This window comes from Rhodococcus cercidiphylli, from assembly GCF_033042225.1.
GTDB lineage: Bacteria > Actinomycetota > Actinomycetes > Mycobacteriales > Mycobacteriaceae > Rhodococcoides.
In genome coordinates this window covers 476,192-500,718 of record NZ_JAWLKE010000004.1, presented here as the reverse complement: position 1 = coordinate 500,718, position 24,527 = coordinate 476,192, and the positions used below count along the sequence as shown (strand labels likewise).

Sequence of the window (24,527 nt, the reverse complement as noted above, 5' to 3'; positions counted from 1 at the left end):
GGGCCACCAGCTGGATCAATGCGAGATTCAGTCGGTCAGACTGCAACAAAGGGACATTGATCCCAACCGGGGCGGGCGTCGGTCAGGCTGAGGCGTCGGCGTCGGTTCCCAGGAGTGCGGTGATCATTCCTGGTGCCAGTGCGACCGCGGGCAGAGCGTTGACGTTGAGGTCGATCAGTTCGTCGCGGCTCAGTTCGGGCGCGGTGAGCCAGTTGATCGTCGTTTCCTCGACGAAGGCGATCCAGCCGCGGACGGCCAGCACGATGGTGGGGGTGACCTCGATGTCGAGTCCCCCGAGTTGCGCGACGGTTCGCTCGGCCATGGCGGAGCGGGTGTCCTCGAACACCGCGCGCATCTGCGGATCACCACTGGGAGTGCCGCGCAGGAGCGAGACGTACATCTGCCGCTTGTCGGTGACGTAATCGACGTAGTTCGCGATGGAGTCGCGCAAAATCTCGTACGGTGGCAACGACGGATCGGGTGCGGTGCGCTCGAGCATGACGCGCGAGGATTCACGCACGATTTCGAGGTGGAACTCCTGCTTGGAGGCGAAGTAGTGGAACAGAAGACCGCGGGAGACGCCTGCTTGGTCTGCGATGTCCTCGACGGAGATCTGTTCGAGGGGGCGGTCGGCGAGCATTTCGGTGCCGAGCTCGATCAGTTGCGCTCGTCGTTGCTGCGGACTGAGTCTGGTCCTCTTCGTGGTCGATGTGCCGGGGCTGTTCACGAACGCCATGCAACCACCCTACTGAATGTTAGTCAATAACTATTGACTCACACTCAATAAGCTTCTACGCTCCCCTACATGAGTCTTCCCGTAACAGATACTTCGGACCGTGCAACGACGCCGCGTCACGTCGATACGCTGATCATCGGCAGCGGATTCGCCGGCCTCGGTGCCGCGATCAAGCTGACGAAGGCAGGCAAGAAGGACTTCGTCGTAATCGAACGCGGCCACGATGTGGGTGGCACCTGGCGCGACAACACCTACCCCGGTGCCGCCTGCGACGTGCCGTCGCACCTGTACTCCTACTCGTTCGCGTTGAACCCGAACTGGACGCGTTCGTTCTCCACGCAGCCCGAGATCCAGAAGTACATCGCCGGGGTGGCGCGCAAGTACGGCGTGATGGACAAGCACGTGTTCGGCACGGATGTGACCTCGGCCCGCTGGAACGCCGAGTCCAACCGCTGGGACGTCGAGACCACCACGGGCAACTACACCGCGAAGATCGTCGTCTCCGCCGTCGGCGCGCTGTGTGAGCCGAACCTGCCCGACATCAAGGGAATTCACGACTTCAAGGGCGACGTCTTTCATTCGGCCCAGTGGAATCACGACGTCTCGCTCGCCGGCAAGCGCGTCGCCGTCATCGGTACCGGTGCGTCGGCGATCCAGATCGTGCCCGCCATCGCAGATCAGGTGAAGCACCTCGACGTGTACCAGCGCACCGCGCCGTGGATTCTTCCCCGCGCGGACCGCCCGTACACCAAGCTCGAGCGCTTCGCCTTCAAGCACGTTCCCGGATTCCAGCGTCTCTCCCGCACCGGCATCTACGCGATGCGCGAGACGCAGGTCGTCGGACTTGCGAAGGCTCCGGCCTTCATGAAGCCGCTGCAGTGGGCGTCGGAGAACCACCTGCGCACGCAGATCAAGGACAAGGCCCTGCGCGCGAAGGTCACGCCGAACTTCCGTATCGGCTGCAAGCGCATGCTGATCTCGAACGCGTACTACCCCGCGCTCGCCAAGAGCCACGTCGATCTCGTCACCGACGGTATCGCCGAGGTCCGCGAGGGCTCCATCGTCACCAAGGACGGCACCGAGCGCCCCATCGACGCGCTCGTCGTCGCCACCGGCTTCCACGTCACCGACTCCCCCGCGTACCACGGCATCACCGGCAAGGACGGCCGCACACTGGCCGAAACCTTCGAGGACGGCGGTCAGCAGGGCTACAAGGGCGCGGCGGTCGCGAACTTCCCCAACATGTTCTTCCTGGTGGGCCCCAACACCGGCCTGGGCCACACGTCGATGGTGTTCATGATCGAGTCGCAGATCAACTACCTGGTCGACGCGTTGAACACCATCGACAAGCACGACATCGGCACCATCGAGGTGCGCAAGGACGTGCAGGACGAGTACAACGTGACGCTGCAGGACCAACTCTCCAAGAGTGTCTGGATGAACGGCGGATGCGCCAGCTGGTACCTCGACAAGCACGGCAACAACACGACGCTGTGGCCGGGCTTCACCTTCGAGTTCCGCAGAATCACCAGGAACTTCGATCTCGATGCGTACCGTAGCGTCGCTACCGCAGACCTGCCCTCCGGATCGTCGGCGACCAACTCCGCCGGCAACAACACAGACAAGGTGTCCGCACGATGAGCACATTCACAGGCAAGGTGGCCGTCGTCACCGGCGCGGGCTCGGGAATCGGCCGCGCCCTGGCCCTAGAGCTGGCCGGCCGCGGAGCGAAGTTGGCATTGTCCGACGTCGACACCGCCGGACTCGACGAAACCGTTCGACGAGTCGAGGCGTTGGGTGCCGAGGTCAAGTCGGACTTCTTGGATGTGTCCCAGCGCGAGACCGTGCTGGATTACGCCGAGGCCGTCGTCGCGCACTTCGGCAAGGTCAACCAGATCTACAACAACGCAGGCATCGCGTACCACGGCGACGTCGACAAGTCCTCGTTCAAGGACATCGAGCGCATCGTCGACGTCGATTTCTGGGGAGTCGTCAACGGCACCAAGGCATTTCTGCCGCACATCCAGGCCTCCGGCGACGGCCACATCATCAATATCTCCAGCCTCTTCGGCCTGCTCGCCATGCCGTCGCAGTCCGCGTACAACGCCGCGAAGTTCGCCGTCCGCGGGTTCAGTGAATCGCTGCGGATGGAGATGTTGATCTCCAAGGCACCGGTGAAGGTGACCGTGGTGCACCCCGGTGGCATCAAGACCGCCATCGCCCGCAACGCGACCGTCGCCGAGAACTTCGATCAGGCCGACGTGGCCAAGTTCTTCGACAGCAAGCTCGCCAAGACCACCCCGATCGACGCTGCCAAGACCATTCTCAAGGGCGTCGAGAAGGGCAAGGGCCGGGTGCTCATCGGATCCGACGCCATCGCCCTCGATCTGTTGCAGCGCATCACCGGCTCGCGCTACCAAGGCCTGATCGCCGCGGTGTCCAAGCGCGCGCTTCCCCGAACGAAGAAGTAGGCGAGCCCGTGAAGTCCTTCTACGTTCCCCTGCCGATCGTCGCGGCAGCACTCAAGCCTTTCTATCGCCTGGCGCTGAATCCGCGTCTGTCGTTCCGAGCCCAGCGGGCCCTGCTCGAGGCGGCGGCTCCGGCGCAGACTCTTCCGCACGGAACCGTCGCGCAGAAGTTGACACTCGCCGGACGGCGAGCGGAGCGCATCACCGTCGGGGCAACCGAACGCGACACCGCGATTCTGTACCTGCACGGCGGCGCGTACACGATCGGTTCGATCAACACGCACCGGTCGTTGGCAGCGCATCTGGCGCGGGAATCGGCCAGCGCCGTCTACGTGCTCGATTACCGGTTGGCCCCGGAGAACCCGTACCCGGCCGGTCTGGACGACGCTGTCGCGGCCTTCCGCGAGCTGGTCCGTGTTCACGGATTCACCGCGGACCGCATCGCCATCGCAGGCGATTCCGCCGGTGGAGGTCTGACGGTTGCCACCGCCAGGCGTCTGGTGGACGACGGCACCAGCCCGGCCGCCCTCGGCCTGATCTCGCCCTGGGTCGATCCCGGTGCACGCGACGCAGCCAAGGACCGCGATCTCGTCGTCAACACCGGCTGGTCCTACAGCTCGGCCGACGCCTATCTGGGCGCGGGCGATCCGCTCGACCAAGGCTTCGCACCGCTGCTGGGCAACCTCGACGGGCTGCCTCCGATCGTCATGCACGTCGGCACCGACGAGGTGCTGTACGCGCAGATCACCGCCTTCGCGGACAAGCTGCGTCTGTCGGGCGTGGAGCTCGAGCATGTCGAGTACAAGAAGCTCTGGCACGTGGCCCATCTACAGGCGTCGATCCTGCGGGAGGCGGCTCAGGCCGTCCATCACATGGGCTCGTACCTGGGCCGCAAGGTCAGGGCAACGCAGACCGGCACAGTGTCACAGGTTGCGCTCACCGAGCCAGCGGCCGGCGACCTCGCCTGACGGAACGCCGTTGCGGACCTCGCCGATCATGTCGGCGAGGTCCGCAGTCGTCAGCTCCCCCGCCACCACCGAGAACGACCTCAGAGCACTCTCGCTGAGCACTCCGTCGACGTAGAGCGGAACCACGTTCTGCGCGGGATACACATGATCGTCGTCGGGCAGCGTGGTCAGATCCTTCGCCAACGGGCCGAACGAGGCGGTGCGAATCGCCAGTGCATCGACCTCCCCGGCGTTCAACCCGTCCACGGCGGACTGCCCATCGGCATACGGAGTGAAATCGGTGAACGACGCCCCCGTGAACGTGGGGCTCTTCGTGCCTTGCGCAAGGACGTCCATCGGATCGACCTGATCGTCCACGATTCCCACGGTCTTTTCCCCACGCCCCAGGAAGTCGGTCACCGTCTCGTCGCCCGATTCACTGTCCGACGCCACCGCAATGGCAAGTCGATCCTCGGCGGTGGCGTAATCCCCCACCGACAACCCGGCCGGCAGTGATCGGTTCAGTTCGGTGTACACGTCCTCGGCCTCGGTTGCCGCAGACAGAGTGTCGAAGGTGCGCAGCAGCTCTCCGGTGAGTTCGGGAACCATCGTCACCTCCCCGCGGTCCAGCGCCGCGAGGTAGTCGGCCCGGTCTCCCAGGTCTTCCTTCACCTCGACGTTCGCTCCCGTCGATCGCAGTCCACCGGCGTAGATCTGCGCGAGCAGACGCGACAGATCCGAGCTGCCTGCTCCGACGACGACGGCCGCGCCGGCAGGGTCGGTCGACGCACCCGCACTGCAACCGCCGACCAGTCCGGCGATCGACATCACCAGGGCTGCTGCCAGAACCGACGATCGCACTGTCATTTTCTCCTGTTCACTGCCCGGGTGGTTTACCGATCTCGGCCGCGGGGCACTAGTGCGAACGAGACGGTAGTCGAACCAACCTTATGGGCACGCTGAATTCGACTACCATCCCGAGCAGCCCGAGTCCTGGTTTCGACGATGCCCCCGCAGCCCGGTGGCGGCGATCGGAGATGGGTAGGACTGTGCCCGAACCGATGGAAGGACACCATGACCACCTCCCGAATCACGCGCGCGTTCTCCGCTCCGAGGGCAGTGGCCGCCGTAGCCGCACTCGCCCTCTCGGTCACCGCTCTGACCGCCTGCGGCGGAAATTCGGATCCACTGTCCAGCGGTGGCGGCGAGAGCAACAGCGACACCAACTCGATCATCATCGGCTCGGCCAACTTCCCCGAGTCCGAGACCGTGGCGAACATCTACGCCGAGGCTCTGCGCGCCAACGGTTTCGAGGTGAGCACCAAGCTCAACATCGGCAGCCGTGAGGCCTACATTCCGGCAGTGCGAGACGGGTCGATCGACCTGATCCCCGACTACACCGGCAACCTGCTGCAGTACTTGGACGAATCCGCGACCGCCACGTCCTCCGAGGACGTCCTGGCCGCACTGCCCGCGGCTCTGGGCGACGACCTCACCGTGACAGCGCAGGCACCGGGCGAGGACAAGGACGCCGTCGTCGTCACGCGCCAGACCGCCACCGAGCGCAACCTCACCACCATCGGCGACCTCGCCCCGTTCTCCTCCGAGGTGACCTTCGCCGGTACCCCGGAATTCCAGGAACGCGTCGGCGGCCTGCCCGGTCTGCGAGACAAGTACGGTCTGGACATCTCGCCCGGCAACTACATCCCGATCTCCGACGGCGGCGGCCCGGCGACGGTCGAGGCCCTCGTCTCCGGACAGGTCGTCGCAGCGGACATCTTCACCACCGCGCCCTCGATCGCACAGAACGATCTGGTCGTCCTCGAGGATCCGGAGAACAACTTCGCTGCCCAGAACATCATTCCGGTGCTGCGTACGGCCAAGCAGTCCGACAAGCTCACTCAGGTGCTCGACAACGTGTCGGCGCAGATCACCACCGAGGAGCTCATTGCGCTGAACACGCGAGTGTCCGGTGACGAGAAGGTCGAGCCCGCGGCAGCAGCAGCGGATTGGGTCCAGGACAAGGGTCTGGATCAGCCGGTCAGCTGATGATCACCTTCGAGAGCATCAACAAGACGTATCCGGACGGCACCACGGCCGTCGACTCGCTGGACCTGGTGATCGAGCCACACTCGTTCACCGTGTTCGTGGGGCCGTCCGGCTGCGGCAAGACCACCTCGATGCGGATGATCAATCGCATGATCACGCCCACCTCGGGCGTCATCACCGTCGACGGGCGCAACATCGCCGACATCGACGCGGTGAAGCTGCGCCGCGGCATCGGCTACGTCATCCAGAGTGCCGGGTTGCTGCCGCACCGCACCGTCGTCGACAACGTCGCCACGGTGCCTGTACTCAACGGCGAATCGCGTCGCGCAGCACGCACAGCCGCGCTCGACGTTCTCGAGCGCGTCGGCCTGGACCCGGCATTCGCCTCGCGCTACCCGGCGCAACTGTCCGGCGGGCAGCAACAGCGTGTGGGCGTCGCCCGGGCGCTTGCCGCAGACCCGCCGATCCTGCTGATGGACGAGCCCTTCAGCGCGGTCGACCCGGTGGTTCGGGAAGAACTGCAGATCGAGATGCTGCGACTGCAGGCCGATCTGAAGAAGACGATCGTGTTCGTCACCCACGACATCGACGAGGCCGTACGGCTCGGTGATCGCATCGCCGTGTTCGGACCCCAGGGCCGATTGCAGCAGTACGACAAGCCGGAGACCGTACTCGCCTCACCGGCAACGTCTTTCGTGGCGTCGTTCGTCGGTCGCGATCGTGGCTACCGCGGCCTGTCGTTTCGGTCGGCACAGTCGGTGACCATGCACCCCATCCATACGGCGACGCAGGACGAGATCCACGGTCTGAGGCTGGACCAGGGGCAGTGGGTCCTCGTCGTCGATGGGCAGCGCCGTCCACTCGGATGGATCGACGCGACCGGAGTCGAGAAGGTGCGCGAAGGCCGGAGCATCGACGAGAGCACGGCGGCGGGCGGCTCCCTGTTCCTCGAGGGCGGCGATCTGCGTCAGGCACTCGACTCGGCGATCTCCTCGCCGTCGGGAATCGGTGTCGCGGTCGATGCATCTGGGGCGGCCGTGGGTAGCGTCGACGGGGCGGAGATACTCGAAAACCTTGCCGCACAACGCAACTCGGAGGACTCCGAACGCAACCGGCACCACTTCCTCGCTACCGGGGACAACGAACAGTGACCTGGCTGCTGGACAACTTCGATGTGGTTCTCGGCTACACGAAGACGCACCTGTATCTCTCGCTCGTCCCGCTGCTCATCGGACTGTTGATCGCCATCCCGTTGGGTACCGTCATTCGCAACACCCGTTGGGTTCGCCGAATCACGCTGACGGTGGCCAGTATTGCGTTCACGCTTCCGTCGCTGGCCTTGTTCGTCACCATCCCCGCGATCGTCGGTCTTCCCGTTCTCGATCCGTTGAACGTGGTGATCGCGCTGGCGGTGTACTCGACCGCGCTGCTCGTGCGCGCAGTACCCGAGGCACTCGATTCGGTGCCGTTCGCCGTGGTCGATTCCGCCGAGGCGATGGGCTACTCGACACTGCGGAGAGCAGTGACCGTCGAACTGCCACTGGCACTTCCGGTACTCATCGCCAACATCAGGGTCGTCGCGGTCACGAACATCTCGTTGGTCTCGGTGGGCTCGGTGATCGGCATCGGCGGCCTCGGCCAGCTGTTCACCCAGGGCTACCAGCGTGACTATCCCGATCAAATTTTCGCGGGCATCATCTCGATCGTGTTCCTAGCGTTGATCTTCGACGCGGCCCTGTACCTGCTGGGGCGTCGACTCACCCCATGGACGCGGCTGAGCACAGGCTCGTCGAAGAAGAAGGCACGCGCATGAATCTCTTCTCCGAGGCGTTCTCGTACATTCTCGACGGCGGAAATTGGGCCGGTCCCACGGGAATCGGCGCACGGCTGATCGAACACATGTGGTACAGCCTGTTGGCAGTGTTGCTCTCGGCTGCCGTCGCGGTTCCGGTCGGACTGCTCATCGGTCACCTGCGCCGCGGTGAAGCCGTCATCGTCGGGCTCGTCAACGCATTGCGGTCGCTGCCGACCCTCGGCATTCTCGTCTTTCTGGTTCTGGTGATCGGGTTGGGCCTGATCCCGCCGATCATCGCGCTGGTACTGCTGGGCATTCCTCCGCTGTTGGCCGGCACGTACTCCGGCATCGCGAACGTCGACGCCAACGTCGTCGACGCCGCCCGCGCGATGGGGATGACCGAAACCCAAGTGCTGTTTCGCGTCGAGATCCCCAACGCTCTGCCCCTGATCCTCGGCGGGTTGCGCAACACCACACTGCAGATCATCGCCACCGCGACCATCGCGGCCTACGTCAACCTCGGCGGGCTCGGCCGCTACATCTTCGACGGGCTCGCGCTCTACGACTACGGCCGCGTTCTGGTCGGCGCGATCCTGGTGGCGCTGCTGACCCTGATCGTCGACGGTCTGCTCGCCCTCGCGGTGTGGACGTCCGTCCCGGGAACCGGTCGCCTACGGCGGATGCCGACCGGACTCGCGAAGGTCTGACTCGTCCCACGACGAAAGACACCGGCGAACCGCAGGCCCGGGTGGGGGCCGGGTTCGCCGGTGTTTTCTTTCCGTTTTCCTACGCGACGCCCTCGGCTCGCGCTGCTGCCGCAACTGCGTCCGCAACGGCCGGGGCGACACGAGGATCGAGTGGGCTGGGCACGATTTTGTCCGCAGCCAACTCGTCGCCGAGAACCGAGAGGATTGCCTCGGCAGCGGCGAGCTTCATGCCTTCGGTGATGCGGCGGGCACCTGCGTCGAGCGCGCCCTTGAACACACCGGGGAAGGCGAGAACATTGTTGATCTGGTTCGGGAAGTCGCTGCGTCCGGTTGCCACGATGGCGGCGTACTTCCTCGCCACCTCCGGATGGATCTCCGGATCCGGGTTGGACAGCGCGAACACGATGGAGTCCGGGGCCATCGAGGCTATGTAGCTCTCGTCGACCTTGCCCGCGGACAGACCGAGGAACACGTCGGCTCCGGCCAGGGCGTCGACCGCTCCGCCGGCCAGTGCACGGGGGTTGGTGCGCGCAGCGAGGTCGGCCTTGACGCTGGTGAGATCCTGGCGATCGGAAGAGACGATCCCCCGCGAGTCCAGCACCACCACGTCCCGGATGCCGGCCAGGAGGAGCATGTTGGCGCACGCCACACCTGCTGCCCCGGCTCCGGAGATGACGACCTTCAGTTCGGAGGTGCTCCGGCCCTGCACCTTCGCAGCCCCGTTGAGCGCGGCGAGGACGACGATGGCGGTGCCGTGTTGGTCGTCGTGCATCACCGGGCATTCGAGCGCCTCGATGACGCGGCGTTCGATCTCGAAGCAGCGCGGTGCCGAGATGTCTTCGAGGTTGACGGCACCGAAGCTGTGCCGCATCCGCACGATGGTCTCGACGATCTCGTCGACGTCGTTGGTGTCGAGCACGATCGGGATGGAGTCGAGACCCGCGAACTTCTTGAACAGTGCGGCCTTGCCTTCCATCACCGGCAACGACGCGCGGGGACCGATATCGCCCAGGCCGAGCACTGCGGAACCGTCGGAGATGACGGCGACGAGGCGATCGGTCCAGGTGTATCGCTTGGCCAGCGCGGGTTCGGCGGCGATGGCGCGGCTGACCTGGGCCACTCCGGGAGTGTAGGCGATCGAGAGATCGCGCTGGGTCTCGAGCGGCGCTGCCAACTCGACCGACAGCTTCCCGCCGAGGTGCCCGGCGAAGATCTCCTCGTCGGTGATTCCGGCGGGAAGGGCCGGCGTTGTGGGTGTTGCTGCGGTGTCTTCGACTGCCGTCACGGTGAAAGCTCCTCGCACTGTCGACCTCGACCGGCGAGGCGACGAAATGTCAACGAAGTGAGTGGTGGAGATGAGGGCCGTCGGAGTGCGCCAGTGCTGGCTGCAAACTGCCGAGAGCGTGTCTCGCATGTGAGGCGGGTGCGCCTGCACGATCAGCGATGGGCTGTAGCCCTGTCGGTGCCCCAGTGTGCCACATCGCCACCCCACCTGACCACAGAGTCAGAACGGACGCTCACTGCCACCACTGTGTCCACAGGACGAGGCCGGTGGCGACGAAGACCACGATCGCCCCGAGAACGGCCGAGAATCCGCGACGGTGATCGGTGACGCGCTGCGCGAACACGGCAACGATCGCGGCGACGATGTGTGCGGCGACCGAGAGACCACCAGGACCGGGGAATCCGCGGGAGTGCCCCAGATACTGCGTGACGGCGACGCCGATGGCGAGCACCACCAGTCCTGCGGTGACGACGCCGCTGAGCCCGCGCAGGAATCGGAGCCCGAACGATCCCCCGGTCATCCGCCGGCCACGAATCCGCGAACAGAATCCGCGATCAGCTGCACCGCGATGGCGGCGAGCAACAGGCCGGCGATGCGGGCCAACAGCGAGATGCCGCCTTCTCCGAGGAGCCGGATCAGCGCCGTCGAGAATCGCAGCACCAGGAAGAACAGCACGTGAATGGTGATGATGCCCAACGCAATTGCCAGGAACGAACCGACGTCACCGTCGGCCTGGCTGACGTAGACGATCACCGCGGCAATGGCACCGGGGCCGGCCATGAGCGGAGTCCCGAGCGGCACGAGCGCGACGTTGACGTCCTCCGCGGCGGTGTCTCCGCCCGCGCCCTTTCCGGTGAGCAGTGACAACGCGATGAGCAGCAGCAACAACCCACCTGCGCCCTGCAGTGCCGGAATGCCGATGTGCAGGTAGCTCAGGATCGCCTGGCCGCCGATCGCGAACACCGAGATGACGGTCAGTGAGACGGCGGGTGCCTGCCACGCGGCCTTGTTGCGTTCTTCTTTGCTCTTGCGGCCCACCAGCGACAGGAACACCGGGATCGCGCCCGGTGGGTCCATGATGACGAACAGGGTGATGAGCACCGTCAGGTAGAGCGTCACGTCGAATGTCATGGGCGTGCCGCCGCTACGAGACGGTCGTATTGCTCTGGGGCCGTAGTGTATTCGCCCAATTTCACCGTCTTGTTGGTGCCGTGGTAGTCCGAGGATCCGGTGACGATCAGGTCCAGTTCGGCAGCGAGATCGGCCATCACCGCGGTGTCCTGCGGCGAGTGGTCCATGTGATGCACTTCCACTCCCCCGAGACCGCGCGCTGCGAGTTCGCGAATGTGATCGAGGTCGAGGATGCGACCGCGGGCACGAGCTCTGGCGTGCGCGAGCACACTGACACCGCCTGCCGCGGCGATCATGTCCACCGCGACCTCGAGGGGAGTGTCGACCTTCTCGACGTAGTACTTGCCGCTCGTCGCCAACGGACCGGCGAACGCGGCGTCCATGTTCGGAACGTAACCGGCATCGATCAGCGCGCGGCCCAGGTGCGGTCGTCCGGCTGCCGCTCCGGCCGAGGCCAGCACCGCGTCGGGATCGATGGGCAGACCGTCCGCCGCCATCTTCTCGGCGATGGCACGCAATCGAGTGACCCGCTCGCCGCGCAACCGTGCGCGCTCTCCCGCGAACGCCTCGTTCGCGGGGTCGAACAGATACGCGAGCAGATGCACAGGAACCGGCTCGCCGTCCTCGCCTCGCCCGGTGCAGGAGAGTTCCATGCCGCGCACGAGCGTGAGGCCGGACGGCAGTGCGGCGGCCGCTTCGTCCCACCCCGAGGTGGTGTCGTGATCGGTCAGAGCCACCACCGACAGTCCCGCCTCGGCTGCGGCGCGGACCAGCTCGGCCGGGCTGTCGGTCCCGTCGGACGCCGTCGAGTGGGTGTGGAGATCGATGAGCACCTGCACAGTGTTCCAGGCCCACTCTCTCGTCGTTTTGCTGGCGTACGATTGCCCGCCATGCCGTCCCTTCCACCACGCCCGTCGCTGCCGTCGCTGCATCGACGTTCGGCCAAGGCCGGTCCCGAGCCGATACCGCGCATTCCGGTGCCCACGGCCCGGGCGATCGTCGACTGCGCGGTCTACGTCGACGGGACTCGACTGCCCGGGAGATTCACGCACACCTCGGCCATCGCGGAGGTCCGTGCCCGCGGCGAGGGATTCGTGTGGGTCGGTCTGCATGCACCCGACGAACACCAGATGAGCGCGATCGCCCAGTGTTACGGCCTGCACGAGCTGATGGTCGAGGACACCGTGCACGCCCATCAGCGGCCCAAGCTCGAGCGCTACGACGACGTCGCATTTCTGGTGCTGCGCACGGTGAAGTACGTCGAACACGAGTCGGTGACGACCGCAAACGAGATCGTCGAGAGCGGCGAGATCATGGTGATGGTCGGCCGCGACTTCGTCATCACCGTTCGGCACGGGGAGCATTCGGGGTTGGCCGGCGTGCGTCAGCGCCTCGAAGCGAACCCGGAACAGCTCGCGCTCGGTCCGTCGGCGGTACTGCACGCGGTGGCCGACCACGTCGTCGACGAGTACCTCGCGGTGACCGACTCGATCGAGCGAGACGTCGACGGCATGGAAGAGGAAGTCTTCTCGCCGCACCACCACGTGCCCATCGAGAACATCTACCTCCTCAAGCGGGAGGTCGTCGAGCTGCGCCGGTCGGTGACACCGCTGTCCACGCCGTTGGCGCGTCTAGTGCAGGAGCCGAGCGTCCCCAAGGCGGTGCGACGCTACCTGCGCGACGTGCAGGACCATCAGACGACCGTCGCCGAACGTATCTCCGAGTACGACGAGGTGCTCAGCTCACTGGTCGACGCCGCGCTGGCGCGAGTGACGATGCAGCAGAACCTGGACATGCGCAAGATCTCGTCGTGGGTGGCGATCGCCGCTGTGCCGACGATGGTCGCGGGCATCTACGGGATGAATTTCGACAACATGCCCGAGTTGCACTGGACGTACGGCTATCACCTGATGGTCGCGGTCGTGTTGTGCGTGTGTATCGGACTGTGGCGGACGTTCCACAAGAACGACTGGCTCTAGCGACACTTCGGCGATTGGACAACGTCCAACAGAGTCCGCCGGTCGTTGGTGATTACCCCGACCCCTTCCGGGTCACGATCCCGTCGGTCCTGACCGGATGAGACTGCAGAAGCCCTGCATCCTCGTCCGGAAGGGATCGATGAGAATCCGTTCACTGGTATTGGCCGTCGCGATCATGACCGTCTGCGCGCCGGGTACAGCTCATGCCGGGTCGAACCCCGATCTCGGTCCCGTGCTCACCGTCGCTCCGGCCGCCCTCGACCAGGCCCTCACGTGCACCACCGATCTGCACGACGCCACCCGCGATCCGGTCCTGCTCACCCCGGCCTTCGCCACCGATCAGCAATCGTTCGGTTGGAACTATCTGCAGTCACTGCCCGCCGCTGGGATACCGGTGTGCAGCCTCTCGCTTCCCGACGAGGGCTACGGAGACCTGCAGGTCGCCGCCCAGTACGTGGTGTACGCGGTCCGCACCATGGCAGCCGACAGCGGTCGCCAGGTCGTCCTGATGGGTCACCAGCACGGTCCACTCGACGAGCTGTGGGCATTGAAATTCTGGCCGGATCTGCCTGCGCTGGTATCGGATTTCATCTCGCTCGCCACCCCGTACAACGGCACCGACTCGGCGCGCTCGGGATGCGACGACTCGCAGGAGTGCCCGCCGGCGAACTGGCAGATCGCCACCGGATCGAAGTTCCTCACCGCGCTGGCGGCGCGTCCGTTGCCCGCGGGGCCCAGTTACACCTCGATCTACACGACATTCGACCAATTGATCTATCCGCAACCACACGCCAGCACCCTCGCCGGGGCCGCGAACATCGCCGTCCAGGACATCTGCCCGCTCCGGCCCGTCGAACACTTCAACATCATCGGCGACAACGTCGCCTTCAATCTCGTCCTCGACGCGCTCGAACACGACGGACCTGCTGTGCGCGAACGCATTTCGGACGACCTGTGTTTCACCACCACGATGCCGAACCTGCGTTACGACGCGGATGCCGCGATCACCGGACTGAAGTACCTGGTCGAGGTGCCTCTGCACCTCATCTTCGATTCCGTCACTGCCGAACCGGAATTGGCGTCCTACGCGCGATGACTTCTCGTCAGAGACTGGCCGCAGATCGATTCGGATCGCGCACGTCGATCCCTGCCTCGGTCCAGGCCTCCCGCAGAGCCGCGGCACCGCGGAGCCGCACCCACGCGGCCTCGGTGCCGGTCAACGGTACGGCGGCCAGAAAGCGAACCGGGTCGTAGGGCTCGGGCAGCGTCAGATCGGCGATATCGCTCTCGCCCAGCAGCACCGCGGTGAACGGCGCGTTGGTCCACAGCGGCTCGCCCAGGTCGAGCAGCGCGTCCTCGACGAGCACGACGCCCTCCACCGCGGGAGAGGCAGCGAGCACGGCCAGGGACTTGTGCACGCCCGACGCCACGCCTGCCCCACCGCGCAGAGTCAGCACCAGTTCGGCTCGGGGGCCGCGCGAGGGATCGGCGACGAGTTCGTTGGGGTCGGCCATGGGGTGACGAGAACAGCCGAGACTGACGTACCGGACCACGTCGGAATCCGCGCCGAATCTCAGCACGTCCAGTGACTCGAGGCCGAGGAACGTCACCGACGCCGACGACGGATTCTCGTCGCCGATCTCGGTCACCAGATGTGCGCGTACCGCTTCGATGACACTGTCGCTCACCTGACCCATCCAACACCACCGATGCCCGAGAAGTCCGTTCGGAGGTACCACCGCACCGGAGGTGGGTACCGTCGTACCCGTGGTCTCCGTTCTCGCAGTTGCCGACGAAACGATCGAATCCCTGTGGAGTCCGCAGGTGAAGTCGCTCGGAGTCGACCTGATTCTCGGCGCGGGCGACCTCCCGTTCGATTACCTCGAGTACCTCACCGACGCGCTGAACGCACCGTGTGTGTTCGTGCCGGGCAATCACGACGCGGACCTCACCGGATACTCGGCCGGGCGCGCCGGGTGGATGCGTGCCGGGCTGCCCGCCACCTGGCCGGGACCGGTCGGTGCCGTCAACGTCGATCGTCGCATCGTGTCGGCGGCAGGCCTGCGGATCGCCGGTCTCGGCGGGTCCATCCGCTACAACGGTGGGCCCAATCAGTGGACCCAACGGCAGCAGCGACGTCGATCACGAACCCTGACCCGGACGTTCGCGTGGCATCGCAACGTGCGCAAGGACCTCCGGCCCGTCGACATTCTGCTCACCCACAGTCCTCCGCTCGGCGTCGGCGACGACACCGACCCGGCGCACATCGGTTTCGACTGTCTGGACGAGGTGACGCGTCGACTCTCCCCACAGTTGTTGTTGCACGGCCACATTCATCCGCACGGTCACACCCCGGACGATCTGACCCTGCACGGCGCGGCGGTGATCAACACCGTCGGATACACCCTCCTCGAGATCGAACCGGGCGGCGAGAGACCGGATTTCGAGACACCCAAGATCGTGAGGCGCAGACATGGCACGTGACACCGGATTTCCGGCCGCCGATGCGGAGAACGACTTCACCCGCCAACGCCGCCGCGCCGACGTCGCACGTCTGGTCGGGTGGCTGCGTCGTCAACCCGACGACGTCAACACCATCCTGCCGTTCGACGAGGTGGTCGCCGCCCTCGGCAAGGTGGGCGAGCGTCACCTCGGCCTGCAGGTCATCCGCGTCGAGACCATCGTCGGCAGTGTCGATCGCACGCGCGATTTCGATCGATTCTTTCGGCCGACGTCGGCGCGCATCCGCGAACGCTGGCAGCGACTCGCGGCTGCTCAGCGCCGCGGCGAGGCGATGCCGCCCATCCAGGTGTACCGCATCGGTGGCATGCACTTCGTCGTCGACGGGCACCATCGAGTCTCCATCGCCTTCGCGATGCACCGGACGTCGATCGACGCCGTGGTCACCGAGATCATCACGCGCATCTCCCCCGAAGGCATCACCCGACGTGGCGATCTGCTCATCAAGGATCACCGGCGCATCTTCCTCAGTCGTGTCCCGTTGGTGGGCAAGGCACGCGAGGCCGTTCAGGTGACCGATCCGTTCGATTACGCCCAGCTGAGCGAATCGGTGGAGGCATGGGGCTTCCGGTTGATGCAGGAGGTCGGTGAATTCGTCGACCGCGGTACCGTCGCGCGGCGCTGGTTCGGAGAGGAATACCTCCCGGTGGTGCGCATGGTGCGCGCAGCAGAGATCCTCGAGGACCGCACCGACGCCGAGGCTTACCTCTGGATGAGCCGGGAGCGTTACCGCCTGGTGCGCGAGCACGTGTGGAACGACGAGATCGTCAGCGAACTGCGACAGAAGGCGCTGGGCAAGCCCACTCGCCCGCAGTGACACGGTGCCGTCGTCGGGGCCCGCTTCCCTCGTTCGGCAATATCTGATAATCACTTAGATGCATTCAACAATTTATTTGCGTCGGTTCTAGTGCATTTTCGACAGGTAACGAGGTAGTTCTTCCATGTCCACCCGCCGCATACTGCTGCCCGGACTCTGTTTCATTGTCATGACTCTCGCCGTTCTGCAGACGATGGTCGTCCCCATCGTCGGAACCATCGGCACCCAACTCGGCGTCAGCACCACGGCCGCCGGTTGGGTACTGACGGGCAACCTCCTCGCAGCGGTCATTGCCACCCCCGTCATCGGACGACTCGCCGACCTGCACGGCAAGCGGCCGGTTCTCATCGGTGTACTCACCGTCGTCCTCGCCGGGTCCTTGCTCGCAGCCCTGACGCACTCGCTGCTCTGGTTGATCGTCGGTCGCGTCCTGCAGGGAGTGTCCTATGCCCTGTTCCCCATTGCGCTGGCCGTACTGCGCGACGAGATGCCCCCACGAAAGCTCGTCGGCTCGATGGCCGTCCTGTCCGGGACACTGGGCGTCGGCGGCGGCTTCGGACTGGTACTGACCGGGTTGCTCACCGCCAACGGAGCCGACTACCACCGCGTGTTCTGGCTCACTGTCGTGTTCGTCGTGCTGGCCCTCGCGATCGCCTGGTTCGGCGTGCCCGCGCGACCGAAGACCAGCGGTGGCACCGTCGACTGGTGGGGTGCCGCAGGACTCGCCGTGACCCTCCTGCTCCTGTTCCTCGCGTTGACACAAGGCCGCACCTGGGGCTGGGGTTCGGTGGCCACCATCGGCTGCGCCCTTGCCGGTGTACTGACGGGAACGCTCTGGTGGCTGCTCGAGAAGCGCACCGCCGAACCGTTGGTCGCGCCCCGAATGCTCACCCACGGTCCGCTGCTCGCCACCAACGTCGCCACCGTGTTCGTCGGTATCGGGATGTTCGTCAACTTCCTCGCCTGCTCGTACTTCGTACAGACACCACGAGCTGTGGCGGGCTACGGCTTCACCGCCAACGTTCTCGAGGCCAGCGTCGTGTACCTGCTACCCGGTGCGGCGGTCGGTGTGGTTGCCGCCGTCCTCAGCGGTCGTCTCATCCGGTCCTTCGGGCCGCGCCGAGTTCTGATCGCAGGTGCGGTGATCGGCCTGGTCGGCTTCGTGTTCGTCGCGCTGGCTCACGATCACACCTGGCAACTGATCACTGCCGGTGTGGTCATCAACGTGTTCGTCAGTCTCGCGTTCGCTGCCCTGCCCAACCTGCTCATGGCCGAGGTCGATGCGGCGGACACCGGAGTGGCCAACAGCGTCAACTCGATCGTCAGAACCGTCGGCACGTCGATCGCAAGCGCAACACTGTCCACCGCACTGGCCATGTTCGCCATCGACGGGACCGGGGTCGCCCGTGAAATCGTCTACACCGCGGCCTTCGCCGCCGGTGCGGTGGCCTGTCTCGTCGTCGGACTGGCGGCCCTGGCCATCAAGAGCACTCCGACCACCGGCGAATCGGTGGTCGGCGGCCGCAGCGAACCGGCCGTTCCGGCTGGCAGTACTGCCAGGTCTGCGCCGACGACCTGACCACTGCCCGTGCCGCGACCAGGGAAGACGAACGAAATCACGCGCGACGCTCCTTGGCAGAAAGCTCGTAATATGCTGGGAGGTAGCAGTTTTCCCTGTCGCGGGCCCACCGTGTCGACCTAACGTCGGAGAAGTACGAACACCGACGAAAGGGAACACATGAACACCCGAAAGATCCTCACCCGTGCAGCAGTGACCGGGGCTCTGGTGGCCATTCCTCTGGTGGCGATGGCAGGCACCGCGTCGGCCGATCCACTGTGGACGGATCGGGGCGACAATCACACCCGATACGACGACAACCGAAACGACGGGCCGAACCAGTTCGAGCTCCCCGAGCTGTTCCCCCAGGCACCGGCACCGCAGCTGCAGAACCCGGCACCGAACGTGGTGCCGTACAACTTCTTCCAGGGCTACCAGCTGCCGAGCACCGGCTCTGCGTTCTGAGCCTGCGGCATGTGCGCGGAACTTCGTAGCCCACTACGAGTTTCCGCGCACATGCGCGCAGCGCTCTACAGCGTCAGGTTCGCACCCGAGGCCTGGTCGAACACCGAGATCTTCGCCGGGTCGAACCACAGTTCCACCTGACCACCCTCGGCGGCCTTGGACTCGGCGGCGAGGCGGGCAACCACCTGTGCGCCACCGAGATCGGCGATACCAGCGTCGGCTGCGAGCTCCTGCAGCTCGCTGGATTCGACCCGGGCACCCTTGAGCGTGAAGTAGACGTACTTGTCGCTACCCATCGACTCGAGCACGTCGACGGTGGCGGTGAAGGTGGCACCGCTCATCTTCTGGTAGCCGTCGATCAGGGCTGCGTCCTCGAAGTGCTCGGGGCGGATGCCGACGACCACCTCGCGACCCGGGTTCTTGGCCTTGATCGCGTCCATCCGCTCGAGCGGGATGTCGATCTCACCGAGCGCGGTCGAGACACCGTTCGCGGTGAGCTGTCCGGGAACGAAGTTCATCGAGGGCGATCCGATGAAGCCGCCCACGAACAGGTTTCGCGGCTTGTCGTAGAGCTCCTGTGGAGAACCGATCTGCTGCACCAATCCGCCGCGCAGCACCACGACGCGATCGCCGAGGGTCATGGCCTCGGTCTGGTCGTGCGTGACGTACACGGTGGTGGTGCCGAGCCGCTTCTGCAGACGTGAGATCTCGGCGCGAGTCTGCACGCGCAGCTTCGCGTCGAGGTTGGACAGCGGCTCGTCCATCAGGAACGCACTGGGGGTACGAACGATGGCGCGGCCCATGGCAACTCGCTGACGCTGACCGCCGGAGAGGTTCGCCGGCTTGCGGTCGAGGTGCTGACTGAGGTCGAGGATCTTGGCTGCCTCTTCGACCTTGCTGTTGATCTCCGACTTCGAGAGCTTCGCGAGCGTGAGAGGGAAGGCAATGTTCTGCCGCACCGTCATGTGCGGATACAGCGCGTACGACTGGAACACCATCGCGATGTCGCGATCCTTCGGTGCCTTCTCGTTGACGCGCTCCCCCGCGATGCGCAGCTCGCCGGACGAGATGTCCTCCAGACCGGCGATCATGTTGAGCGTCGTGGATTTTCCGCAACCGGACGGGCCGACGAGGATGATGAATTCGCCGTCGGCGATGGTGATGTCGACGTCGCTGACGGCAGCCGCGCCGTCGGGGTAGAGCTTGGTGACTTTGTCGAGAACGATTTCGGCCATGACGGTTATCCCTTCACTGCGCCGGACGTCAAGCCCGCCACGATACGTCGTTGGAAGAAGAGCACGAAAATGATGATCGGGATCGTGATGACGACTGCTGCCGCTGCGATCGATCCCGTTGGCTCCTCGAACTGAGAGCTACCGGTGAACTGCGAGATGGCCGCCGGGACGGTGACCGAACGTTCTGTCGCCGTCAACGAGATGGCGAGCAGGAGGTCGTTCCAGGCGAAGATGAACACCAGAATGGCGGCGGTGACGATGCCGGGTGCGGCCAGCGGGGCGATGACCTTGCGGAACGCCTGTGCCGGCGTCGCGCCGTCCATCTTCGCTGCCTTTTCGAGCTCCCACGGAATCTCGCGGAAGAACGCCGACAGGGTGTAGATCGCCAACGGCAACGCGAAGGTGATGTACGGAATGATCAGCCCCGGCCAGGTGTCGAACAGTCCCAGCGAGCGGGAGATGTCGAACAGCGGTGTCACCAGGGAGATCTGGGGGAACATCGCAATGAGCAGCGCTGCACCGACCAGAGCCTTCTTTCCCGGAAAGTCCAGACGCGCAACGGCATACGCGGCCATCGTGCCGATCACCACGGCGATCACGGTGGTGATCAGTCCGATACCGATCGAGTTGACCAACGCCGAGGTGAACTGATTGGTCGAGAAGATGCCCTTGTAGTTGTCGAAAGTGATCGAACGAGGAATGAAGTTGCCGTCGGCGATGGTGGCCGTCGACTTGAACGAGAGGCTGATGATCCACAGCAGTGGAACGAGTGCGTAGAGCAGGACGAGGACGTTGACGACCGTCCAACCGACCTTCTTGCGAGGCGTAACAGTGGTCATTACTTGCGGCCTCCGTCGTCGGATCCCGGTGCCGATGCACCGAACAACTTGATGAACACGAACGCGATGATCGCGACGCAGAAGAAGATCAGAATGCTGATCGCCGATCCGAGCCCGAGGTTGAACGCACCGAACAGGTTGTTGTAACCGAGAATCGAGACCGATCCGGTTTCGTTGCTACCGCGGGTGAGGACGTAGATGTTGTCGAAGATGCGGAACGCGTCGAGGGTGCGGAAGAGCACCGCGACGAGAATCGCCGGCTTCATCAACGGAATCGTGATGCGCATCAGCCTGGTCCACGCACCTGCTCCGTCGACCTCCGCCGCCTTGAGCAGATCGTCGGGCACCAGCGCCAGGCCTGCCAGAAGAAGCAGCGCCATGAACGGCGTCGTCTTCCAGACCTCGGCCAGTACGACGATCGCCAGTGACGGGAACTGCTCGGTGAGCGGAGCACTACCGTCGGGCAGCAGATTGGCGAGATAGCCCGTGCCGGGGGTCCACGCGTAGTACCAGCTGTACGCGGCGGCGACGGTCACGATGCCGTACGGGATGAGCACCACGGTGCGTACGAGTCCGCGACCGAAGATGGTGCGGTGCATGACCAGAGCCACGGCCAGGCCGAGGATGAACTCGATGATCACCGAGATGATCGTGATGCCTGCCGTCACACTGAACGCCGTCCACCAGTAGCCGTCGGACAGCACGGTCACGTAGTTGGAGATACCGACGAATTCACGATCCTCGGGGAATGCGAGGTTGTACTTCTGCAGACTGAGCCAGAACGCGTAGATGATCGGATACCCGGTGACCGCGATCATCAGCAGGGCGGCGGGTGCAATGAGCATCAGCCCCAGGCGACGTTCGGCCTTCTTGCCGTCGGAGACGTTCTTCAGAGCCGCCTGCTTGTCGACAGGCTGCGATGCGGGCTGTGACTCGGTGGTGGCGCTCATGGAATCAACCCTTCGGAATTGACGGCCTTGGAGACCAGATCTGCGAGCTTGTCCACGTCGGCCACCGGATCGATGTTCTGCGGCGGATTGAGCGCATCGGTCAGCAGAATCGAAATGCTCTGGTAGGCAGGCGAAACGGGTCGCACAGCCGCAGATTCGATGGAACCGAGAACCCCTTCCCACGCGGGATAGACGGCCTGGAACTCGGGATCGGAGTACAGCGACTTCAGCACCGGCGGCACACCACCGTTGACGGCGTTGTTGCGCTGGTTCTCCTCGTTGGTGAGGCACTCGACGGCCTCCCACGCGAGATCCTCGTGCTGAGTGGTCTTCGCGACGCCGATGTTGAAGCCACCGATGGTGACCTTCGCGGGCTCGCCCGGGTTCACCTCCGGATACGGCGCGCTACGGAAGACCTCGGCGATGCGTGCGTCCTGCTGATCCTCGGGCACCGTCGACAGGTCGAGGAACGAGACGGCACCGGCAACGGCGTTCTCCTTCAACCCGGGCAGTACGAACGGGTAGTTGACCTGGAATGCCATCCGTCCCGATTCCATGCCGAGGCGGGCAGTTGCCTCGTCGCTCTGCGAGACCGAGGGATCGCGGCCGTCGGCCGTGGCCACTCGCTTGATGATCTCGAGGGCTTTCTCGGTGGCGGCGCGATGCTCGGGAGTGTCGTTCAGCGTCACCGTCGTTCCGTCCTCGGCGACGACCGAACCACCAGCGCTCTCGAGCAGCGAGTTGAACCAGACCATGAAGCCCTCGTACTGCTTTGCCTGAACGCCGATCTGTGCGGGCTTGCCCGCCGCCGCATTGGCCTCGGCCACGTCGATCAGCTGATCCCACGTCTGCGGCGGCACTCCGTCGGGCACCTCGTCCGGGCGGTACCAGAGCAACTGGGTGTTGGAGTTGAGCGGCACCGCGTACAGCTGATCCTGCCACTCTGCCGTGGCGAGTGGGCCCTCGAGCGTGGCACCGTCGCGCAGCTTCTCGGACAGGTCCTCAGGGACGGGCAATGCCCATCCGGCCTCGGCGAACTCGGCCGTCCAGACGACGTCGAGTGTCATCAGATCCAGCGTCCTGTCGTTGCCGGCGAGGCGCCGCGCGAGCTGGAGCCGCTGATCGTTGGCGCTCTTGGGCAGAGTCCGTTGTTCCACTCGGTAGCGGCCGTTGGAGGCGTCGGAACACACCTGTGCCGCAGCGGCGTACTGCTCTGCGCCGTCTGCGGCAGTGTAGAAACTCAGAACCGGAACCGAACTGTCGGACGAACCACACGCTGCGAGCAACGGACTCGTGACCAGAGCCGCTGCCGCCAACACCCCTATCCTCGTTGCTTTTCCACGCCTACGACCACGATGTCTCGGCACTTTCCGCCTCCGTACGTTCAGTTACTCGCGCAGCACATTGTGTGGGACTGCCGTGCACGAAAGAAACGTAACCGAACTCACTGGCATAGAGGGCGATTTGGGGCTATTCCGTTACCTGTCGGTTGCCTGGTCGTCCACCAGGTGTGATCAGATCGACAGCTTGGCGAGCAGGTCGCGTGCTTTCTCCGCGGTTCGCGGCTCGCAGATGACGTCGTATCGGCCCGCGACCAACTGCATGCTCGACGCGAAATCTCGCTGTCCCTTGGTGGCCGCGTACGGAATGGACGCCGAGATCAGGCCGAAGATGATGCCACCGCCGACGCCGATGAGCAGCGCTCCGAAGATGTTCTCACTGAAGATGCCGAGGACCAGGCCGAGGAAGACTCCCAGCCAGGCACCCGAAACAATGCCTCCACCAATGACTTTGGGCCAGGTGAGGCGGCCGAGCACGCGTTCGACCTGCATCAGGTCGACACCGACGATCGTCACGTCCTGCACCGAGAACTCTTCGTCGGAGAGGTAGTCGACGGCGCGCTGCGCCTCGGCGTAGGTGGGGTAGGAACCGATAGGCCAGCCGGAGGGCGGAGTCGGCAGGCCCTGCCCTGGGCGACCGGGCTGCGAGAGGGGATTGGTCATGGCTCCATTGTGCCCCGAAACGGACAACCGACACACCCGTTGTAGCGGTTCACAGCAGGTTGACGGTCGGTCAGGACGTGGGCGGCACGAAGGCGGTCGTACGCGTCATTCCTGCCGCACGTCCCTTCGCCGAGACGACGAGCGCCATCTTGCGGCTCGCCTCGTCGATCATCTCGTCGCCCAACATGACTGCGCCGCGACCGCCGCCCGCCGCGGAGGTGTGGAACTCGTACGCGTCGAGAATCATCTCGGCCTTGTCGTAGTCGGCCTGACGCGGCGCGAAGATCTCGTTGGCGGCCTCGATCTGCGTCGGGTGCAGCACCCACTTGCCGTCGAAACCGAGGCCTGCAGTCCGGCCCGCCGCCCGGCGAAAGGCGTCGAGATCGCGAATCTGCAGATACGGACCGTCGATCGCCTGCAGACCGTGTGTTCGGGCGGCGAGCAGGATGGTCATCAGAATGTGGTGGTAGGCGTCGCCCGTGTCGTAACCGACCGGCTGCTCGCCGACGACCAGGGTGCGCATGTTGACGCTGGCCATCAGGTCTGCGGGACCGAACACCAGGGTTTGCACCCGCGGGCTCGCGGTCGCGATCTCGTCGATGTTGCGCAGACTGCGGGCGCTCTCGATCTGCGGCTCGATTCCGATGGCTCCGACGTCGAGTCCGTGCTCTTTCTCGAGCTGGGTGAGCAGCAGATCCAACGCCTGCACGTGCGCGGCGCACTCCACCTTCGGCAGCAGGATGGAGTCGAGATTGCGTCCGGCACCGGACACGACGTCGATGACGTCCCCGTACGTCCACTGCGTCGTCCAGTCGTTGACGCGTACCACCTTGATCTGATCGCCCCAGCCATCGGAGTTCAGAGCATCGACGATGCGTGCGCGGGCCTCGACTTTCGCGATGGGCGCGACGGCGTCTTCGAGATCGAGGAAGATCGCGTCGGCAGGCAGTCCCTTGGCCTTGGCGATCATCTTGTCCGAACTGCCCGGAACGGCCAGTACCGATCTCCGTAGGCCCGACGCATTCACCGCAGCACAACCCCTG

At 65.0% G+C, this 24,527-nt stretch carries 26 protein-coding genes; 13 read left to right on the top strand and 13 right to left on the bottom strand.

Going from position 1 to position 24,527, the window contains the following annotated elements:
* Nucleotides 1-82: 82 nt before the first annotated feature.
* Nucleotides 83-736, bottom strand: coding sequence for a TetR/AcrR family transcriptional regulator (locus R3P95_RS12925; protein WP_149407950.1), 654 nt, complete (start codon nt 734-736; stop codon nt 83-85).
* A gap of 69 nt (nt 737-805) precedes the next feature.
* On the opposite strand from R3P95_RS12925, the gene R3P95_RS12920 reads away from it, so the two are divergent.
* From R3P95_RS12920 to R3P95_RS12910, 3 genes are read left to right on the top strand one after another with little or no spacing between them, the layout of a single operon-like run.
* The gene (locus tag R3P95_RS12920) at nt 806-2,377 is read left to right on the top strand and encodes a flavin-containing monooxygenase (protein WP_317548504.1); all 1,572 of its coding nucleotides are present in this window, start codon (nt 806-808) and stop codon (nt 2,375-2,377) included.
* Nucleotides 2,374-3,207, top strand: a complete 834-nt coding sequence (locus R3P95_RS12915) for an SDR family NAD(P)-dependent oxidoreductase (RefSeq protein WP_068053168.1) — start codon at nt 2,374-2,376, stop codon at nt 3,205-3,207. The genes R3P95_RS12920 and R3P95_RS12915 overlap by 4 nt, the downstream gene beginning before the upstream one ends.
* Nucleotides 3,208-3,215: 8 nt before the next feature.
* Nucleotides 3,216-4,172 (top strand): alpha/beta hydrolase, encoded by a 957-nt coding sequence (locus tag R3P95_RS12910; RefSeq protein WP_269596198.1) that lies wholly within the window; start codon nt 3,216-3,218, stop codon nt 4,170-4,172.
* On the opposite strand, the gene R3P95_RS12905 is transcribed toward R3P95_RS12910, so the two are convergent.
* Nucleotides 4,128-5,018 carry a glycine betaine ABC transporter substrate-binding protein gene (locus R3P95_RS12905; protein WP_317548503.1) on the bottom strand — a complete coding sequence of 297 codons (891 nt, stop codon included), beginning with the start codon at nt 5,016-5,018 and terminating at the stop codon, nt 4,128-4,130. The two genes, R3P95_RS12910 and R3P95_RS12905, sit on opposite strands and share 45 nt — an antisense overlap.
* Before the next feature lie 207 nt (nt 5,019-5,225).
* On the opposite strand from R3P95_RS12905, the gene R3P95_RS12900 reads away from it, so the two are divergent.
* From R3P95_RS12900 to R3P95_RS12885, 4 genes are read left to right on the top strand one after another with little or no spacing between them, the layout of a single operon-like run.
* Entirely contained in the window at nt 5,226-6,200 is a 975-nt protein-coding gene (locus R3P95_RS12900) for an ABC transporter substrate-binding protein (RefSeq protein ID WP_300525093.1), read from the top strand.
* Nucleotides 6,200-7,351 (top strand): ABC transporter ATP-binding protein, encoded by a 1,152-nt coding sequence (locus R3P95_RS12895; RefSeq protein WP_300525096.1) that lies wholly within the window; start codon nt 6,200-6,202, stop codon nt 7,349-7,351. The genes R3P95_RS12900 and R3P95_RS12895 overlap by 1 nt, the downstream gene beginning before the upstream one ends.
* A complete protein-coding gene (locus R3P95_RS12890; RefSeq protein ID WP_068053154.1) occupies nt 7,348-8,013 on the top strand; it encodes an ABC transporter permease in 666 nt (221 codons plus the stop codon). Before R3P95_RS12895 ends, R3P95_RS12890 begins: the two co-directional genes overlap by 4 nt.
* On the top strand, nt 8,010-8,702 hold the full coding sequence (locus tag R3P95_RS12885) for an ABC transporter permease (protein ID WP_149407944.1): 693 nt from the start codon (nt 8,010-8,012) through the stop codon (nt 8,700-8,702). The genes R3P95_RS12890 and R3P95_RS12885 overlap by 4 nt, the downstream gene beginning before the upstream one ends.
* 79 nt (nt 8,703-8,781) lie before the next feature.
* On the opposite strand, the gene R3P95_RS12880 is transcribed toward R3P95_RS12885, so the two are convergent.
* The 4 genes from R3P95_RS12880 to R3P95_RS12865 form a co-directional block, all read right to left on the bottom strand.
* Complete coding sequence (locus R3P95_RS12880) at nt 8,782-9,987, bottom strand: NAD(P)-dependent malic enzyme (RefSeq protein ID WP_269596195.1); 1,206 nt, start codon at nt 9,985-9,987, stop codon at nt 8,782-8,784.
* A gap of 232 nt (nt 9,988-10,219) precedes the next feature.
* Entirely contained in the window at nt 10,220-10,507 is a 288-nt protein-coding gene (locus tag R3P95_RS12875; RefSeq protein WP_149407943.1) for a hypothetical protein, read from the bottom strand.
* On the bottom strand, nt 10,504-11,118 hold the full coding sequence (locus R3P95_RS12870) for a MarC family protein (RefSeq protein ID WP_149407942.1): 615 nt from the start codon (nt 11,116-11,118) through the stop codon (nt 10,504-10,506). The genes R3P95_RS12875 and R3P95_RS12870 overlap by 4 nt, the downstream gene beginning before the upstream one ends.
* Nucleotides 11,115-11,951: a PHP domain-containing protein gene (locus tag R3P95_RS12865; RefSeq protein WP_317534033.1), complete on the bottom strand. Its 837-nt coding sequence runs from the start codon at nt 11,949-11,951 to the stop codon at nt 11,115-11,117. Before R3P95_RS12865 ends, R3P95_RS12870 begins: the two co-directional genes overlap by 4 nt.
* 57 nt (nt 11,952-12,008) lie before the next feature.
* Here R3P95_RS12865 and R3P95_RS12860 point away from each other — a divergent pair, with 57 nt between their 5' ends.
* Together R3P95_RS12860 and R3P95_RS12855 are read left to right on the top strand one after the other, a co-directional pair.
* The gene (locus R3P95_RS12860) at nt 12,009-13,097 is read left to right on the top strand and encodes a magnesium and cobalt transport protein CorA (RefSeq protein WP_300518868.1); all 1,089 of its coding nucleotides are present in this window, start codon (nt 12,009-12,011) and stop codon (nt 13,095-13,097) included.
* Between the two features lie 139 nt (nt 13,098-13,236).
* Nucleotides 13,237-14,193: a lipase gene (locus R3P95_RS12855; protein WP_300518865.1), complete on the top strand. Its 957-nt coding sequence runs from the start codon at nt 13,237-13,239 to the stop codon at nt 14,191-14,193.
* Nucleotides 14,194-14,200: 7 nt separating this feature from the next.
* Here R3P95_RS12855 and R3P95_RS12850 read toward each other — a convergent pair whose 3' ends face one another.
* Nucleotides 14,201-14,794, bottom strand: a complete 594-nt coding sequence (locus tag R3P95_RS12850) for a suppressor of fused domain protein (RefSeq protein WP_094641303.1) — start codon at nt 14,792-14,794, stop codon at nt 14,201-14,203.
* A 70-nt stretch (nt 14,795-14,864) separates the two neighbouring features.
* Here R3P95_RS12850 and R3P95_RS12845 point away from each other — a divergent pair, with 70 nt between their 5' ends.
* From R3P95_RS12845 to R3P95_RS12830, 4 genes are all read left to right on the top strand, one after another.
* Entirely contained in the window at nt 14,865-15,581 is a 717-nt protein-coding gene (locus R3P95_RS12845; protein WP_149407938.1) for a metallophosphoesterase family protein, read from the top strand.
* The gene (locus R3P95_RS12840) at nt 15,571-16,434 is read left to right on the top strand and encodes a chromosome partitioning protein ParB (protein WP_094641301.1); all 864 of its coding nucleotides are present in this window, start codon (nt 15,571-15,573) and stop codon (nt 16,432-16,434) included. The genes R3P95_RS12845 and R3P95_RS12840 overlap by 11 nt, the downstream gene beginning before the upstream one ends.
* 124 nt (nt 16,435-16,558) lie before the next feature.
* On the top strand, nt 16,559-18,013 hold the full coding sequence (locus R3P95_RS12835; protein WP_317548501.1) for an MFS transporter: 1,455 nt from the start codon (nt 16,559-16,561) through the stop codon (nt 18,011-18,013).
* A gap of 159 nt (nt 18,014-18,172) precedes the next feature.
* Entirely contained in the window at nt 18,173-18,457 is a 285-nt protein-coding gene (locus R3P95_RS12830) for a hypothetical protein (RefSeq protein WP_149407936.1), read from the top strand.
* Nucleotides 18,458-18,522: 65 nt separating this feature from the next.
* Here the strand turns inward: R3P95_RS12830 and R3P95_RS12825 are convergent, their stop codons facing one another.
* From R3P95_RS12825 to R3P95_RS12800, 6 genes are all read right to left on the bottom strand, one after another.
* Nucleotides 18,523-19,692 carry an ABC transporter ATP-binding protein gene (locus tag R3P95_RS12825; RefSeq protein ID WP_094641297.1) on the bottom strand — a complete coding sequence of 390 codons (1,170 nt, stop codon included), beginning with the start codon at nt 19,690-19,692 and terminating at the stop codon, nt 18,523-18,525.
* A 5-nt stretch (nt 19,693-19,697) separates the two neighbouring features.
* Nucleotides 19,698-20,531, bottom strand: a complete 834-nt coding sequence (locus R3P95_RS12820; RefSeq protein ID WP_032375916.1) for a carbohydrate ABC transporter permease — start codon at nt 20,529-20,531, stop codon at nt 19,698-19,700.
* Nucleotides 20,531-21,481, bottom strand: a complete 951-nt coding sequence (locus R3P95_RS12815) for a carbohydrate ABC transporter permease (protein ID WP_094670643.1) — start codon at nt 21,479-21,481, stop codon at nt 20,531-20,533. The genes R3P95_RS12820 and R3P95_RS12815 overlap by 1 nt, the downstream gene beginning before the upstream one ends.
* On the bottom strand, nt 21,478-22,800 hold the full coding sequence (locus R3P95_RS12810; RefSeq protein WP_094688034.1) for an ABC transporter substrate-binding protein: 1,323 nt from the start codon (nt 22,798-22,800) through the stop codon (nt 21,478-21,480). Before R3P95_RS12810 ends, R3P95_RS12815 begins: the two co-directional genes overlap by 4 nt.
* A 195-nt stretch (nt 22,801-22,995) precedes the next feature.
* On the bottom strand, nt 22,996-23,484 hold the full coding sequence (locus tag R3P95_RS12805; protein WP_057475533.1) for a general stress protein: 489 nt from the start codon (nt 23,482-23,484) through the stop codon (nt 22,996-22,998).
* A 70-nt stretch (nt 23,485-23,554) separates the two neighbouring features.
* Nucleotides 23,555-24,511 (bottom strand): HpcH/HpaI aldolase/citrate lyase family protein, encoded by a 957-nt coding sequence (locus tag R3P95_RS12800; RefSeq protein ID WP_317548500.1) that lies wholly within the window; start codon nt 24,509-24,511, stop codon nt 23,555-23,557.
* Nucleotides 24,512-24,527: the final 16 nt, after the last annotated feature.